Here is a 15,453-nt window from a genome sequence, read left to right as displayed (position 1 = left end):
GTGTTGCTTCATTCGTTATGGGGGCGCGGCCCCGGCGGATCAAGGGGTTAGCCTTTGTCCTGCGGCTCTTTGGCAAGCGGGTGATGCTCCAACACCAACTCGGCAAGGCGTTCGTCCAATACATGCGTGTAGATTTCCGTGGTCGCGACATCGGCGTGACCCAGTAACGTCTGGATCGATCGCAGATCGGCCCCGTTTGCCAAAAGATGCGTGGCAAACGCATGACGCAGAGTGTGCGGAGTGACTTTTTCTGGCGACACGCCGCCCTGAACCGCAAGCTCTTTGATCAGGTGAAAGAACATGTGCCTCGTCAGATGACCCGATTTGCCGCGCGAGGGAAACAGGAACCGCGACCTTTGCCCGCCATCGGCCACCAATTGATCTTCGGCCTCGTCCCGCGTTTTCAGCCATAGCGCCAGCGCCTCGCGGGCTGGGGGCGACAGCGGCACCATCCTCTCTTTCCCGCCTTTACCCAGAACCAACAACATTCGTGGGTCACCTCGTGCGGAAGACACCGGCAGCGAGACTAACTCGGTCACGCGCATGCCGGTTGCATAAAGAACTTCCATCAAACAAGTGTTGCGGATGCGGTCGGTTTCGGTACGACCAGTTTCACGCGCGGCTTGCAGCAAACGGTCAACTTCCGGCACGTCCAGAGTTTTCGGTAGGCGTTTTTGGCGACCCGGTCCTTTTATTTGGATGGCGGGGTTGGTCTCACGCCAGCTTTCCTCGAATGCAAAACGGTAAAGCTGCTTGATCGCGGACAGCCGTCTTGCGCGGGTGGATTGGGACAATCCCTGCGCGTCACAATCGATCAGATAACGTTCGATTCTGTCTCGGTCCGCCTGATCAAAGGTGGTTTTTCGTCGCTCGAGCCAGGCGGCGAAGTCTTTCAGGTCGCGCCCATAGGCCAGCAGTGTATTGGGTGACGCCCCAAGCTCGGCCGCTTGCGCCTGAAGGAAGGTTGAAATCCAAAGGTCGTGCGAGGCCGGGGCTACCATGGTCACGTGCCCTGTAGGATCAAAAGGTTCAGCGCAGCGCGACGGGCAGTGTCTTCAAGACCAACCCTCCGCAGGGTTGCGATGGCGGCTGAAAGGTCCACGAGGTTGCCGCGTGACCCATGTGCGAACAACTCCATCGTCTCAAGGACGGCTTCACCCAATTGTCCGTCGCTTAGCAAACGGTCGATATCGGCGGGAACGGGTGCGGCCCAGGCAAAACCCTGCGCGACAGCATCTGCCAATGGCGATGGAGAGCGCGCGCGCCCGGGATCACCCTGAGCCAAAGCGGCGAGGAATTGGTTCTCTTCCCCTTGGTCAGGAACAGTCAGGGCAGCGGTTTCGTAAAGATCAGACAGCAACAGAATACGCCAGCGCAATTCCTCGGCGGCTGGGTCGGTCAATGTGACTTTTGACAGCCGGTTCGCAAAAAGCTCGGCGAATGGAACTTCAAGCCCCACGCTGCGCATCTGCGCCCACACGGTGGGCAGGGACTGCGCGATCGCGCCGATTTTTCCGGAGTCCAACGCACTTTCGAAACGTTGAACGGCGGCGACGCGGTCCCAGACCGCTCCGGATGCAGCCGGAGAGCGTTCTGTATATAGCCCAAGCAACTGGTTGGGCGTCAAAGCACCGACGCGAGTCAGTCGTTCGGCTGCTTCGATCTGTGCTTTCCATCCGGCCACATCTCGCAGATCGGCATTGGCAAAGGCGCGCGGCAGCGAAGTCGAGGGCAAGCGCTCGCCAATTGCTTCATACAGTCGGAATGTAAGCGGGTCGGGGCGCTCGGGTTGCGGTAGGTATTCGGCGTCTTCGAACAGCTCGGGGCTGAGGAACCTGTCCAGCAAGGCGAGGTCCATTTCCGGAAGAATCTGCAACGCGTGAGCTGCCTCTAACGTCAGCGCGGCTGAGGTCCAATCGCCACGCCGGGCCTTGCAGAATATCTGGGCTTCGTAGTCCTGAGACAGATGCGGTTGCGCGATCAGCGCTGTGCAACTTCTATCTTCGTCTCCGGTCAGAAGGGTCGCATCAAACCAGCGTTGGAACCGGTCGCGGCTGTCCGTCGGACCGGCAAGTTGCACCAGAGACTGCGCGGGATCAGCTGCGCCAAGCTGCATCAACCGGTCCAGCCGCGCCAGCAGCAAGGTCTCCTCGGCATCGGGTCCGGATGGCGCACGAGCTTCGGTAAGCAACAGAGTGAAAAGCAGGCGTTGCATGGCCGGGTTGTATTTGACCGGCACGTGACCGATCAGTTCCGCCAACCGTGCGGGATCGCTGTTTTGCCACACATCCACCGGAAGGCCTGTCACCGACGACGACACCAATCCCAAGGGCTGGGACAACGCCTCAAGCGGAGTGACTTCCACACCCGGTTGCAACCCGGAATCCGATACAGGCGGTTCCAGCAGAACAGTGCCGGGCAGGTTGTCCGGTGGCTGGCTCAGCCAGTCGATCACAGATAAAGGTTCCTGCTGCGCCTGTGCCGCACTGGCCAGCAGCATCGCAGCCGCTGCGGCCTTAATCCACATTCAGAATGACCGGCTCGCGCACTTCTTCCTGCGGGGCCGAAAAATCAACGCCAAAGAAAGGACCTAGATACGCGTAGCCCACCAACCCGATAAAACACAGGCAGATCAGATATATCAGGAATTTTATCAGACGGCCCATCGCTCAACATCGCCTCATTTTTCTGTTTTGTCCCAGTTATAGCTGGCATTTTTCTTAAGATCACGTCATTCACGTTGAAATGAGCGAAATTAAGCATAATACCGATGCGAAAGTCCGTGCTCCGGGCCTTCTATTGCACAAAACGGTTGTTCTGGTGGGCATGATGGGGGCGGGAAAGACCGCGGTAGGCCGCGCTTTGGCGGCGCGATTGGCGGTTCCGTTCCTCGACAGTGATGCCGAAATCGAATCGGCGGCTAACATGACCATCCCCGAAATTTTCGAACGCGACGGCGAGCCGTTCTTTCGTGACAAGGAAAGTCAGGTGATCGGGCGGCTTCTGGACGAGGAAAAAGGCATCCTTTCAACGGGCGGGGGGGCGTTCTTGGCCGGGCATAACCGCCAGATGATCACAGAGCGGGGCGTATCGGTCTGGCTCAGGGCCGATCTGAACGTGCTGTGGAACAGGGTCAAGCACAAGGACACGCGCCCATTGCTGCGCACGGCAGACCCTTATGCGACATTGCGCGCCCTCTATGAGGATCGCGTGCCGGTTTATGCGCAAGCGGATCTGACGGTTACGTCGGACGGAGAAATCTCGATAGATAATATGGTGGACCGGGTTGTGGACGCATTGCTGACGCGACCCGATGTTTTGGAACGGACTTAAATGCACCAAACCGTACATGTTGAACTGGGCGAGCGCTCGTATGACGTCGAAATAGGGCCGGATCTGCTGGCGAAATCCGGGACACGGATCGCTCCGCTGCTGCACAGGCCCAAGGTCGCCGTTTTGACCGATGAAAATGTGGCTGCCTTGCATCTGGATGCCCTGCGCGATGGGTTGGCCTCGGCGGGGATCGAGATGTCGGCATTGGCCCTGCCTGCGGGTGAGGCAACCAAAAGCTGGCCTCATTTTGAACGCGCGGTCGAGTGGCTGCTGGCCGAGAAGGTCGAGCGCCGGGATGTTGTCATCGCGTTTGGCGGCGGCGTGATCGGCGACCTTGCAGGCTTTGCCGCAGCCGTTTTGCGGCGCGGTGTTCGGTTCGTGCAAATCCCGACCTCGCTGCTGGCGCAGGTGGACAGTTCGGTCGGCGGCAAGACCGGCATAAACGCGCCACAGGGTAAGAACCTAATCGGGGCGTTCCATCAGCCTTCGCTGGTGTTGGCCGACACCTCGGTTCTGAGCACAATGACGGATCGGGATTTCTTGTCCGGATATGGCGAGGTGGTCAAATACGGGCTGCTGGGTGACGCCGATTTCTTCGAGTGGCTTGAAGAAAGCGGGACCAAGGTCTCGGGTGGTGATATGGCAGCACGTGTGCGTGCTGTGACCCGTTCAGTGCAAATGAAAGCTGATATCGTGGAAAGGGATGAGACCGAGCAGGGCGATCGCGCCTTGCTCAATCTGGGTCACACTTTCTGTCATGCGCTTGAGGCTGCGACTGGGTATTCGGACCGCCTGTTGCATGGAGAAGGCGTGGCCATCGGCTGCGCGCTGGCCTTTGAGCTGTCCTCTCGTTTGGGCCTCTGTTCGCAAGAAGACCCAAGCCGCGTGCGGGCGCATCTGCGCGCGATGGGGATGAAGACCGACTTGGCCGACATTCCCGGAGAGCTTCCGGGGGCCGAGGCATTGGTCAATCTGATGGCGCAGGACAAGAAGGTCATAGACGGCCAGTTGCGATTCATTCTGGCGCGCGGGATTGGTCAGGCTTTCGTTACGTCGGATGTGCCGCGCGACGCCGTGTTGTCGGTGCTTCAGGACGCGCTGGCAACAGCCTGATCAGCGGCTTCGGATCACCATCAACTCGCCGATATTTTCGCGCGTGATATATCCGACCATTGCTCCCGTCTGTGTACAGACCGCAATGGCCGGAGCACCTTTGTGCAGCCCATCCAACACTGCCTCAAGCCCGTCGGTCAGGCGGACTGTTGGAACGTCCGTCTCCATGATTGACGTTGCTGGGTTGGACCGGGGCGTTTCATCAGCAAGCGCGGCAAACAATCGGTTGCGAGTGACAAAGCCGAGTAATTCGCCGACGTCAGACAGTACCGGAAATTCGTGTTGCGTCGTGTGGATGACAGCTTGGGCGGCGGTCGCTAGCGTGTCGTTTGGTGATAGCGCGTGGAACTCGGTAATCATGGCGTCGCGCGCCTGTACCTGCCGCGCGACTGCTCGCATGGTCACATCCTGACTTTCTGCATTGGCGGCAACGAAGACGAACACTGCGATCAAGACCAGCAGTGGATTGCCTGTGCTCAGACCCAGAAAGCCAAACCCTACCGCAACCGCCTGACCAGCTAACGCAGCGACCCTTGTGGCTTTGACCCGGTCCATTTTTAGGCACAACAAAGCGCGGAAAACGCGCCCGCCATCCATTGGAAAGGCGGGGATCATGTTGAACACAGCCAGCAGCAGGTTCACATAGGCCAGACGGTTCATCAGACCCGGCGTCGTGCTGTCAATCTGCGCCATCGTTTCAATCGGCATGTTGGCACCAAGCAAGACCAAAACGATCCAGATCACGATATTCACCGCGGGGCCTGCCAAAGCGACCCAGACCTCTTGAAACGGGTTTTCCGGCATCCTCTCGAGACGCGCCAAACCGCCGATCGGTAACAGAGTGATGTCCGGAGTCTTGATCCCGTACCGCCTTGCCATCAGGGCGTGGCCAAATTCATGAGCGACCACACAGGCAAACAACGCCAACACGAAAATCAGGTTTTCAACGGCCGCCTCGAGACCTCCGTTGGAGTAGGCGGCGAAACCGACCCAGGCGAGCAGTAGGAAAAAGGTGACATGGACCCTCAATTCCGACCCCAATATCCGGCCGAGTGAGAAGGACCATGTCATGATATGTCTCCGTTTTACTTAGAACGGGATCTCGTCGTCGTCGATTCCGCTAGAGGCCGGGGCAGGAGCGCTGGATGGTGCGCCGTAGGGATCACCATAGCCGCCGCCAGCCTGACCGCCGCCGTATCCACCTGACTGGCCACCACCATAGCCGCCGCCACCGCCACCTTCGCCTCGGGCATCAAGCAGGGTCAGCTCGCCCCGGTAGGGACGCAAGACAACTTCGGTCGAGTAGCGATCCTGACCCGATTGGTCCTGCCACTTCCGGGTTTCCAGTTGGCCTTCGATATACACTTTGCTGCCTTTACGCAGATATTGCTCGGCAATCCGTGCCAGAGGCTCCGAGAAAATGGCGACCGAGTGCCACTCGGTACGCTCGCGGCGTTCGCCGGTGTTGCGGTCTTTCCAGGTCTCTGAGGTGGCGATACGCAGGTTACACACTTTGCCACCATTCTGGAATGAGCGCACTTCAGGATCGCGACCTAGATTTCCTACCAGAATGACCTTGTTGACTGAGCCTGCCATATACGTCCCCGTTCTTTATCTAACAGTATGCGTCCGAATCTGACGCCAATTCTCACTGCGACCCTATACGGCCTGCGTCATGGTTAAAACACAGTTGATGGGTATTGAGATAAGCAGGAATTTACCAAGGCTGGATTAACCATGCTTTCATTATTGGCTGAAATACCTATACTCAATCGGGTTCGTGAAAATGCAGGACTGGCGTTAATGCGGTTTTTGGTGATTGGTTTTTCAGTTCTTTTTCTGGCGCTGGTTTCCGTTTCAGCATCGGCTGACACGTTGTCAACCAAGAGCCGGAAAGACATTTTTCTGAAACAATCCAAGGTTTTGGATACACGCGCCGCGACACAGTACCGAGATTCAGAGCGTCTAAAGCCCAAAAGGCCCAAAGGCCAGTTCAATCAGCGTTATACCGGAAAATACAAAGGTGAATTTGTGTCACTCGCACGGCAAGCTGCGCGAAAGCATAACGTTCCGGAGGATCTGTTCCTACGGCTTGTTCAGCAGGAAAGCGGGTGGAACCCCCAAGCAGTGTCGCACAAAGGCGCGCTGGGGTTGGCCCAACTTATGCCCGGAACAGCACGGTTGTTGGGCGTAAATCCTCACGACCCGAAACAGAATTTGGAAGGCGGTGCGCGCTATCTGTCTTGGCAATACCGCAAGTTTAAATCCTGGCGCCTTGCGTTGGCGGCGTATAATGCCGGACCAAAAGCCGTTGAAAAACATGGTGGTGTGCCGCCTTACAAAGAGACGCAGAACTACGTTCGTGTAATCTGGGGAAGTTAACCTTACTTCTCTATCCTAGCCTAGACCGGCATTGCTGCCGGTCCAATTGGGTTTATGATTTACTCCGCCGCAACTTTGATGACGGGTTCCATCCGCGCCAGAATATCTTCCGCCAGGTGACATTTGACCTGATGGCCTTCGGCCAGAGTTTTCACAGGCGGTACTTTTTCTTCGCACAAGCCACCGGGTACTTCGGATTTCCAACGACACCGCGTTTGGAATGGGCAACCGGGGGGTGGGTTCATGGCTGACGGGATGTCGCCCTCCAACACGATATGCTGCTTTTCGACCGAGGTGTCCGCAATCGGAACCGCGCTCAGCAGCGCCTCGGTATAGGGGTGGTAGGGAGGAGCAAAAACCTGATCTGTAGTGCCCAACTCGACCACATGGCCCAGATACATCACCATCACCCGGTCGCTGAGATAGCGTACAATCGACAGGTCATGGCTGATGAACAGCAGGGTGGTTTTGTGTTCGCGCTGAATCTCCATCAACAGGTCTGTCACTGCTGCCTGCACCGAGACATCCAGCGCCGAGACCGGCTCATCTGCCACAACAATCCGCGCATCTCCGGCAAAGGCCCGGGCAATGCCCACGCGCTGTTTTTGTCCTCCTGACAACTGGCGCGGCATCCGATCTGCAAATGCGCGTGGCAGTTTCACAAGATCCAGAAGCTCGAGCATCCGCTTCTTGCGTTCAGCCTCCGAGTTGCCAACACCGAAAATCTCAAGCGCCCGAATGATCTGGCGACCAACAGTCATTGAGGGATTCAGCGTGTCGAACGGGTTCTGGAAGACCATTTGAACCTCGCCAACGGTCTTGGCATCGCGTTCCTCGATGGGCACGGCCTCGATATTGCGGTTGTCCAGAAGGATCTGCCCATCCGTCGCGGTTTCCAACCCCATCAGAACCTTGGCAAAGGTGGACTTACCGCAACCGGATTCTCCAACAATGGCAAGTGTCTCGGATTCATGTGCTTCGAAGCTGAGCGTTTCATTGGCTTTAACCACCTTTGTGGCGCCACCACCAAACAGCGCGTTCGCCGCAACTTCATAGTATTTCTTGAGGTTGTCCATCTTCAGAACGGTCCGACCGATTTCGGCCTTTTCCTTCTGCTCAGACACGGTGATCGGCGCGTTCCAGTCGATTTCTTTGAACTTTAGGCAACGTGTGTGATGGCGATCATTGCCGGGTACGGCCTCCATCAGAATGTCTTGTGCGTCGCAACGACCTTCTTCGAAATAATCGCAACGTGGTCCAAAGTTACATCCCGGAGGACGCTCATGCGGCAACGGGAAGTTCCCGGGGATCGCCACCAAAGGCCGCGCGTTCTTGTCTGCACCTGGCAGGGGGATCGACCGGAACAGCGCCTGCGTATACGGGTGCTGCATCTCGTCGAACACGTCATGGATTGAGCCGCGTTCAACCGCCTCGCCGGAATACATCACGCACAGACGGTCACAGGTCTCAAGCACCAGTCCCAGATTGTGCGAGATAAATAGCATCGAAGTGCCATATTTCTTGCCCAGATCCTTGACCAATTCGACTACGGCGGCCTCGACGGTCACGTCCAGTGCTGTTGTTGGTTCGTCCAGTATCAGCAAAGCCGGTTTAGACATCAGCGCCATCGCAATAACGATCCGCTGCTGCTGACCGCCTGAAAGCTGATGTGGAAAAGAGTTCAGCATCCGTTCAGGGTCGGGAAGGCGTACATCTGTTACCACTTCAAGCGCTCGGGCATAGGCCTCATCCGTGCTCACGCCTTCGTGGATCATCGGCACTTCCATCAACTGCTTGCCGATCTTCATGGCCGGGTTCAGCGACGCCATTGGTTCCTGATAAATCATCGCGATCTCATTGCCGCGAATGTCGCGTAACTCGTCCGAGCTCATCTCGGCTAGATCACGTCCCTTGAACTTGATCGTTCCACCCACGATCCGCCCGTTCTTGCCAAGGTCCTGCATAACGCCCAGAGCCACAGTAGATTTGCCGCAGCCGGATTCGCCGACCAGACCAACCGCTTCGCCGGGCTGCACACTGACCGAGAAGTCCATGACAGCGGGGATTTCCCTCAGACGGGTGAAAAACGAAATCGACAACTTATCGATCTCGAGAATTGGCCCATCATAATCCGCCAGTTTGTTCATCTTGTTTTCTCCTCGCGAGAGTCAGGGGATCCCCTTCATCTGGCTGAAAATATCTCGGGGGGTCCGGGGGGCAGGCCCCCCGGCCGCTTTCACATCAATCCTTCAGACTTTCTTCGCGCAGACCGTCTGCCAGCAGGTTCAAACCGAGAACCAATGACAACAGCGCCAACGCCGGAGGAAGGGCAGGGTGCAGATAGACCGACAACAGCTTGCGCCCTTCATTGATGGTCGACCCCCAATCCGGGCTTTCTGGCGGCAGACCCAGGCCAAAGAAGCCCAAGGTACCCAAAAGGATCGTCGTATATCCTATCCGCAGACAGAAATCGACGATCAGAGGGCCGCGCGCGTTGGGCAGGATTTCCCACAGCATAATGTACCATGGTCCTTCACCCCGCGTCTGAGCCGCGGCCACATAGTCGCGTGTTTTGATGTCCATCGCCAAACCACGCACGATGCGAAACACCGTAGGTGAGTTCACGAAGACCACCGAAACGAAGACCACAAGGATGCCAGCGGGAACATCGAAAAGGTCCAGAAAGGTTGGCAGACCCCAAATGCCGTAGGCGTCGGTGTTAACCACATACCCACCTGTCGAAATCAGCGATAGGTACAGCCAGAGCGCGACACCCAGAACACCAATCAAAAGAGGCGTTCGGAACGTCGGCCGTGTGTAATAACGCGAGTTCAACAGCACCCCAAGAAAGATGATCGGAAAGATGAACAGAACGGCGGCCATGTAGTTTGGAACACCCGTTGCCACGATCTCGGGCGTCACCAGCAAGTAGAACAGCAAAATGACCGGGAAGGCGAGGATCAGGTTGGCAAGGAAAGACAGCAATGTGTCCAGTCGCCCACCGTAGTAACCTGCAGGCAAGCCCAGCGTGATCCCGACCATGAAGGCAAACATGGTCGCCAGAGGCGCGATCTGCACCACAATCCACGCGCCCTTGACCATTCGGCTAAAGACGTCGCGGGCCAGGTTATCGCCCCCCAGCAGGTACCACGCATATTCTCCGTCCTCCACGCTGGGCAAAGGCGTTCCGGGCACTTTGTTCTTCATCCCTGAGACTTGTGATAGCGAGTCATGCGTCACGATCAGGTCAAGCGCGCCAAAAATCCCGGTGAAAACCCAGAACATCACAAGGCCAAAGCCGATCATGCCAATCGGACTGTCAAACAGCTTGCCATAGAGTCCCAATTTGCGTTTGAACGCGATGGACATTGCGTACAGCAGGATCAACGAAAACCAGACGGGCAGGAATTGCTGCATCATTGCGCCGATGATTCCTGCGCTGGTTCCCATCAAAATGCCCAAGACTATATAGGCAACAGCAAGCCCGACACTTGCCAGAAAGCTGTATCGCATCAGGACTTGGATCAGGTTTCGTATGCCAGATCCCGATGTAAGCGTCCCGTCGGGGTTCACCGTCATCTGAGGTTCGGGCAGAACGATACTGGCCAATATCCAAGCCAGGATCGATGCGGCCATGAGAACGAGCGCAATCGCCAAAAGCGGGTTCAGGAAGGCAATAGAGCCGGTCCAGGTTAATGGTTCCATGATCTCTGCCTCCTCACGAAATACGAATACGCGGGTTCAGGTAGACGTAGCCGATATCCGATATCAGCTGGGTCACCAGCACCACAAAGACTGACACGACCGAGATCGCCAGCAGCAATTGGATGTCGTTGTTGCCTGCTGCCTGAACCAACGCCCAGCCAAAGCCCTTGTAGTTGAACAAGGTCTCGACGATCACCACACCGTTCAGCAGCCATGGGAACTGCAGCATGATGACGGTGAAGGGGGCGATCAGCGCATTGCGCAACGCATGTTTCATCACGATGTTCGGGAACGAGACACCCTTCAGGCGCGCGGTTCGGATGTACTGCGCCGTCATCACCTCGGTCATCGAGGCGCGGGTCATCCGGGCGATATAGCCCATCCCATAAAGCGCGATTGTCAGCACGGGTAAGAAGAAATTCTCAAACGTCGGATTCTCCATCGCCTGTGTGGCCGTGCCCTTGAACCACTTTAGCCCCACGGCAGAGGACGTGAAGATCGCGATGAAGATCACGCCTGATACGTATTCCGGCGTTGCCGTTGTTGTGATGGCAAAGGTCGAAAGCGTTCGGTCGGTGGCCGAGCCTTCCTTCATACCCGCCAAAATACCCAAGATCAGAGCTGACGGCACCATTAGCAGCATCACCCAGAACATCAGCCGTCCGGTCAGGGCAAGACGTGTCCCGACAACGGTCGAGACCTCTTCTTTGAACACGGTGGAATAGCCCCAGTACCCCTGCAGAATACCACAGAAATTCGGAGACTCTTCGGCAGTCTTGCCGGGCAAGATACATCTGCCCTGAACTGTGCCGTCTTCATTCGTGTGCCGATAAGATGGCAGGATTCCCAACCATTCACCGTATTTCACGGGGGTTGACTGCAGATACCCACCTTTTTCCAGAAAGCTCTCGACCTGCTCGTCGGACATACGGAAGTTGCCCTGCGTCTTCGCAAGTTTTTCGAGGTTCGGATAAAGGTTTGTCAGGTAGAAGACCAGAAAGGTAAGGCACAGCGCTGTCAAAAGCATGATGCCGACGCGCCTTAAGATGAATAATCCCATGTTAGCCCCTGTTGGTAGGCTCGCGCATCGGTCGCCGGACCGTGCGCATCGCTGTTGTTTTGGTCGCCGTCGTCAGGATGAAAAGGCCGCGCCCGTCAGGCGCGGCCTTGTGTTGTTCGGCTTAGGAAACGAGGCCGAATTTATAAAGCTGCGGAAGGTCCGCGATGTGTTTTTCGACACCGACCATGTTGTCGCGATGGTGACGCATCGCTGTGCGCCAGTAAGGCTGGATGGTCACGCCTTCTTCGATCATGATCGCCTGCAGCTTGGCCATCACTTCGCGGCGTTTGTCCACATCTGCGATCGAGTTCGCCTCGGCCAGCAATTTGTCGAACTCTTCGTTGGCGAAACCGGATTCGTTCCACGCAACACCCGACTTGTAGGCCAATGCCAGAACCTGCGTGCCCAGAGGACGGTGGTTCCAGTTGGTCGAGGAGAATGCGTATTTCGTCCAGTCGTTCCAGAAGGTCGAGCCCGGAAGGATCGTGTGTTTGGCCTTGATCCCGGCATCATTAAGTTGTGCAACAACAGCCGCAGTGGTGTTCCGGCGCCAGTCATCGTCGATGGATTGAACTTCGTGCTCGAAATCAGCCATTCCCGCTTCTTCCATCAGGGCTTTTGCCCCTGCCGGATCATACGGGATACGGGTCACGGCCGAGTCGTACTCGGGGTGCATCGGACCCACGTGGCAGTTTTCCGCGGGAATACCATAGCCAGACATGCCCAGCTCTAGGCAGACCTCATTGTTGACGGCCATTGCCAGCGCCTGACGAACCCGCTTGTCGCCGTAGATCTTGTTGCCGCTATCGTCCTCGGCCAGCTGGTTCGGGCGGATGACGATGGTAAAGCCAGACGGGATTTCCGAGCGCACCAGGCCGATACCATCAAAGATGTCGACGAATTCGCCCACCGACTCCCAATTCATGTCGATTTCTTCGGCTTCGTATGCAGCTAGAAACGCGGCAGGGTCGGTGCCGTAGTCGATGAACTCGATCCGGTCGATATAGCCGCCTTTGCCGGCCTCATATCCCCACCAGTCAAAGCCTTCGTTACGCACCAGCACGCCCTTAACGCCAACTTCGTGGCTTTCCGGGATCATAAATCCAGTACCGATCGGGTTGGCCAGCATGTTGTTTGCGTCAAAGCTGCTGTGAACAATGGCACCCGGATAGTCTGCCATGCCTGGGATGATGGTAATATCCGGGGTGTTGCATTTCAGTTTAACAGTGTGCGAGTCGACCACGGTGATGGCACCGTCCGCCGCCTTTTGGGTGGCTTCATCGACCAAAGACGCCATGCGTGACGCCATGGAATTGCCCTCTAGGGTCGCATCGCACCAGCCGGTGATATTGCGCGCGACGTCTTCGGCGGTGAAATCGTCACCGTTGTTCCACTTGACGCCTTTACGCACGTTCAGCGTGTATTCGGTCGCGTCAGCATTGGCTTCCCAGCTTTCCAGCAACATGGGTTTGAATGAGCCGTCATTGTTGTATTCAACCAGATATTCAAGCCAACCTGCGGTGAAGGTGGCAATCTGTGTCCAGTCGTAGGTGCGCGGATCTTTCAGCGCACGCACTTCCATCTGGTAGCGGATCGTGCCGCCGCGCTGTGGTTCTTGCGCGACTGCGGGTGAGCTTAGGCCGATCATTCCATAGGCGGCAGGAACAGCGACACCCAATGCCGTGGCGCGTGCCATGAACTCACGCCGGCTGAGCTTGCCGTCACGAAATTCCTGTGCATGCATTTCCGCCGCCCAGTGCATCGGTGCTCCGGTCAAGGTTTGCTTTGTCATTAATGTCTCTCCCTGTGACATAGATTTTTATGATTGAATGTAGAACCGCTCAGGCCCGGCAGGCGCGGGTGGCAGGCTCTCGGGTTTCCGTTTTTGTGATACTGAACATCCCCATGCGTTCATTCGGCACCAGAAATCGGGTCAGGTCAACGTTCGAAATCGTCATTCAGGGTACAAAAACGACATTCGTCGGGGTCGGTTGCCGCTAACACCGATCGAGTCTGGACCTGCGTTACATTGGCTGATCGGTCTGAAGGCAGGGGATTCGACATATTCGCGCGGGGCACAAAACACGCCTGAGTAGTCAATCAAAAAAATGTGGTATCACTTTGAGAAATCAACGCGATTCCAGTCTTTCATGCGCGCACGGAACCATGTCCGCTGACGTTTGGCAAATTGTCGGGTCGAGATTGTGGCGCGTTCACGGGCGGCCTCGAGTGTCATGTTGCCGTCAAGGTAGGCCATAAGCTCGGGAACTCCGATGGCCTTGAAAGCAGAAAGCGACGCATCGTAGTGCGCACGCATGGCTTTGACCTCTTGCAATGCGCCGGTTTCCAGCATCAGATCAAATCGCAGGTTGATCCGGTTCAGCAACCACTGTTTGTCCACGTCGAAAACGATGGGCACTGTATCCGCGATGTTCAAAACCGGAGGCGGTGTGTCGTTCTGCCAGTCGCGTAGGCCGCGACCGGTCGCGCGCAGAACCTCCCACGCGCGCTGAACTCGTGCGCGGTTCTGCGTGTCGATCCCCGCCAGAGTTTCGCGGTCAACGCCACGGATCAGATCGGGTAGGGTAAGCTGATCCGCCTCGGTCCTGATGTCGGATGGGGTTGCCGGTATGTCAGCCATACCTTCTGTCAGAGCGGAGAAATAGAGCCCGGTTCCACCCACTATGATGGGGCGTTGAGGTCCGCTCAAAAATGGTTTGACCTCGCGTAGCCAATGGCCGGTGGAATAGTCCTGATCATAGGCGATATGCCCATACAAGTGATGGGGTGCGCGCGCTTCGTCGTCGGCGGATGGCCGGGCTGAAATTACCTGCCAGCACGCATAGACCTGACTGGCATCGGCATTCACGATGACACCGCCGAAGGTTTCAGCGATCCGCAACGCCAGTTCGGATTTGCCCGAGGCTGTGGGCCCGGCAATTAGCACAGGTTTATCGGTGGGAATGGGGGGCAGGCGGTCCCAAATCTGCGATGTGTTCGTGTTGGCCATCCAAGAGTGCCTTGTTCCTCATGATCCGCATTGAACCCGCAGAGGTTTTGCTTCATTTTGCGGCGAAATAAAACCCGTGCCAGCCCGGAGCGCAACATGAGCCTTTCCCCCGAAACCGACACCCCGAAAACCAAATACAGTCGCGTGATGCTGAAAATTTCAGGCGAGGCGCTTATGGGCGATCAGGGCTTTGGCCTGCACCCGCCGACGGTTCAGCGCATCGCGCAAGAGGTGAAATCCGTGCACGATCTGGGGGTCGAAATCTGCATGGTCATCGGCGGAGGTAACATTTTCCGCGGTCTGAGCGGCTCGGCGCAAGGGATGGAACGGACGACCGCTGACTATATGGGGATGCTGGCGACGGTTATGAACGCGCTTGGGATGCAGTCAGCACTTGAGGAAGTTGGGGTTTTCACGCGTGTGATTTCGGCCATTCGCATGGATGAGGTTTGTGAGCCCTATATCCGCCGCCGCGCTGTACGCCACCTTGAAAAAAAGCGTGTGTGCATCTTTGCTGCCGGAACGGGTAACCCTTATTTCACGACAGATACCGCCGCCACGCTACGCGCGAATGAAATGGCCTGTGAGGCGATATTCATGGGCAAGAACGGTGTGGATGGGGTGTATGACAAGGACCCCAAGGAACACGCGGATGCAGTGCGCTATGACACGGTCAGTTATGATGATGTTCTGGCAAAGCGTCTGCGGGTCATGGATGCCTCGGCTATTGCGCTGGCGCGTGACAATAACCTGCCGCTGATCGTGTTCGGCCTGGATGAACCGGGCGGGTTCCGCGGTATTCTTGCAGGTGAAGGTACCTATACCAAAGTTCAGGGATAAGCCTCGTCCC

General features: G+C 56.9%; 14 protein-coding genes. 4 read left to right on the top strand and 10 right to left on the bottom strand.

Translation table 11 applies throughout. From position 1 onward, the window contains the following. Positions 1-47: 47 nt before the first annotated feature. The 3 genes from AC2FNR_RS05900 to AC2FNR_RS05890 are packed head-to-tail and all read right to left on the bottom strand — an operon-like array spanning position 48 to position 2,666. The gene (locus AC2FNR_RS05900; protein WP_353393442.1) at positions 48-1,001 is read right to left on the bottom strand and encodes a tyrosine recombinase; all 954 of its coding nucleotides are present in this window, start codon (positions 999-1,001) and stop codon (positions 48-50) included. 2 nt (positions 1,002-1,003) lie between these two features. After that, positions 1,004-2,527, bottom strand: a complete 1,524-nt coding sequence (locus tag AC2FNR_RS05895) for a hypothetical protein (RefSeq protein ID WP_496848392.1) — start codon at positions 2,525-2,527, stop codon at positions 1,004-1,006. Then, positions 2,517-2,666, bottom strand: a complete 150-nt coding sequence (locus AC2FNR_RS05890; protein WP_170352987.1) for a hypothetical protein — start codon at positions 2,664-2,666, stop codon at positions 2,517-2,519. The genes AC2FNR_RS05895 and AC2FNR_RS05890 overlap by 11 nt, the downstream gene beginning before the upstream one ends. Before the next feature lie 79 nt (positions 2,667-2,745). Between AC2FNR_RS05890 and AC2FNR_RS05885 the strand changes: the two genes are divergently transcribed. Both AC2FNR_RS05885 and aroB read left to right on the top strand, forming a co-directional pair. Next, entirely contained in the window at positions 2,746-3,333 is a 588-nt protein-coding gene (locus AC2FNR_RS05885) for a shikimate kinase (protein WP_170352989.1), read from the top strand. Then, positions 3,334-4,446 carry a 3-dehydroquinate synthase gene (aroB, locus tag AC2FNR_RS05880; RefSeq protein WP_496848391.1) on the top strand — a complete coding sequence of 371 codons (1,113 nt, stop codon included), beginning with the start codon at positions 3,334-3,336 and terminating at the stop codon, positions 4,444-4,446. Here aroB and AC2FNR_RS05875 read toward each other — a convergent pair whose 3' ends face one another. After that, positions 4,447-5,517 (bottom strand): site-2 protease family protein, encoded by a 1,071-nt coding sequence (locus AC2FNR_RS05875; RefSeq protein ID WP_496848390.1) that lies wholly within the window; start codon positions 5,515-5,517, stop codon positions 4,447-4,449. 18 nt (positions 5,518-5,535) lie between these two features. Continuing rightward, positions 5,536-6,042 (bottom strand): single-stranded DNA-binding protein, encoded by a 507-nt coding sequence (ssb, locus tag AC2FNR_RS05870; protein WP_353393025.1) that lies wholly within the window; start codon positions 6,040-6,042, stop codon positions 5,536-5,538. A gap of 207 nt (positions 6,043-6,249) precedes the next feature. Here ssb and AC2FNR_RS05865 point away from each other — a divergent pair, with 207 nt between their 5' ends. Further along, complete coding sequence (locus tag AC2FNR_RS05865) at positions 6,250-6,828, top strand: lytic transglycosylase domain-containing protein (RefSeq protein ID WP_496848389.1); 579 nt, start codon at positions 6,250-6,252, stop codon at positions 6,826-6,828. A 59-nt stretch (positions 6,829-6,887) separates the two neighbouring features. Here the strand turns inward: AC2FNR_RS05865 and AC2FNR_RS05860 are convergent, their stop codons facing one another. The 5 genes from AC2FNR_RS05860 to miaA all read right to left on the bottom strand — a co-directional run bounded on the left by AC2FNR_RS05860 (position 6,888) and on the right by miaA (position 14,603). Next, positions 6,888-8,975: a dipeptide ABC transporter ATP-binding protein gene (locus AC2FNR_RS05860; RefSeq protein ID WP_170750854.1), complete on the bottom strand. Its 2,088-nt coding sequence runs from the start codon at positions 8,973-8,975 to the stop codon at positions 6,888-6,890. 94 nt (positions 8,976-9,069) lie between these two features. Then, on the bottom strand, positions 9,070-10,533 hold the full coding sequence (locus AC2FNR_RS05855) for an ABC transporter permease (RefSeq protein WP_496848388.1): 1,464 nt from the start codon (positions 10,531-10,533) through the stop codon (positions 9,070-9,072). A gap of 13 nt (positions 10,534-10,546) precedes the next feature. Next, positions 10,547-11,593 (bottom strand): ABC transporter permease, encoded by a 1,047-nt coding sequence (locus AC2FNR_RS05850; RefSeq protein WP_170353001.1) that lies wholly within the window; start codon positions 11,591-11,593, stop codon positions 10,547-10,549. A 121-nt stretch (positions 11,594-11,714) separates the two neighbouring features. Further along, entirely contained in the window at positions 11,715-13,385 is a 1,671-nt protein-coding gene (locus AC2FNR_RS05845) for an ABC transporter substrate-binding protein (protein WP_496848387.1), read from the bottom strand. 324 nt (positions 13,386-13,709) lie between these two features. After that, the gene (gene miaA / locus AC2FNR_RS05840) at positions 13,710-14,603 is read right to left on the bottom strand and encodes a tRNA (adenosine(37)-N6)-dimethylallyltransferase MiaA (protein ID WP_496848386.1); all 894 of its coding nucleotides are present in this window, start codon (positions 14,601-14,603) and stop codon (positions 13,710-13,712) included. A 96-nt stretch (positions 14,604-14,699) separates the two neighbouring features. Between miaA and pyrH the strand changes: the two genes are divergently transcribed. Further along, on the top strand, positions 14,700-15,443 hold the full coding sequence (pyrH, locus tag AC2FNR_RS05835) for a UMP kinase (RefSeq protein WP_170353007.1): 744 nt from the start codon (positions 14,700-14,702) through the stop codon (positions 15,441-15,443). Positions 15,444-15,453 lie beyond the last annotated feature (10 nt).

The sequence above is a fragment of the Ruegeria sp. SATB045 genome, from assembly GCF_059613525.1.
Note: the sequence above shows the minus strand (reverse complement) of the source record. Positions and strands in the feature narration are given on the sequence as shown.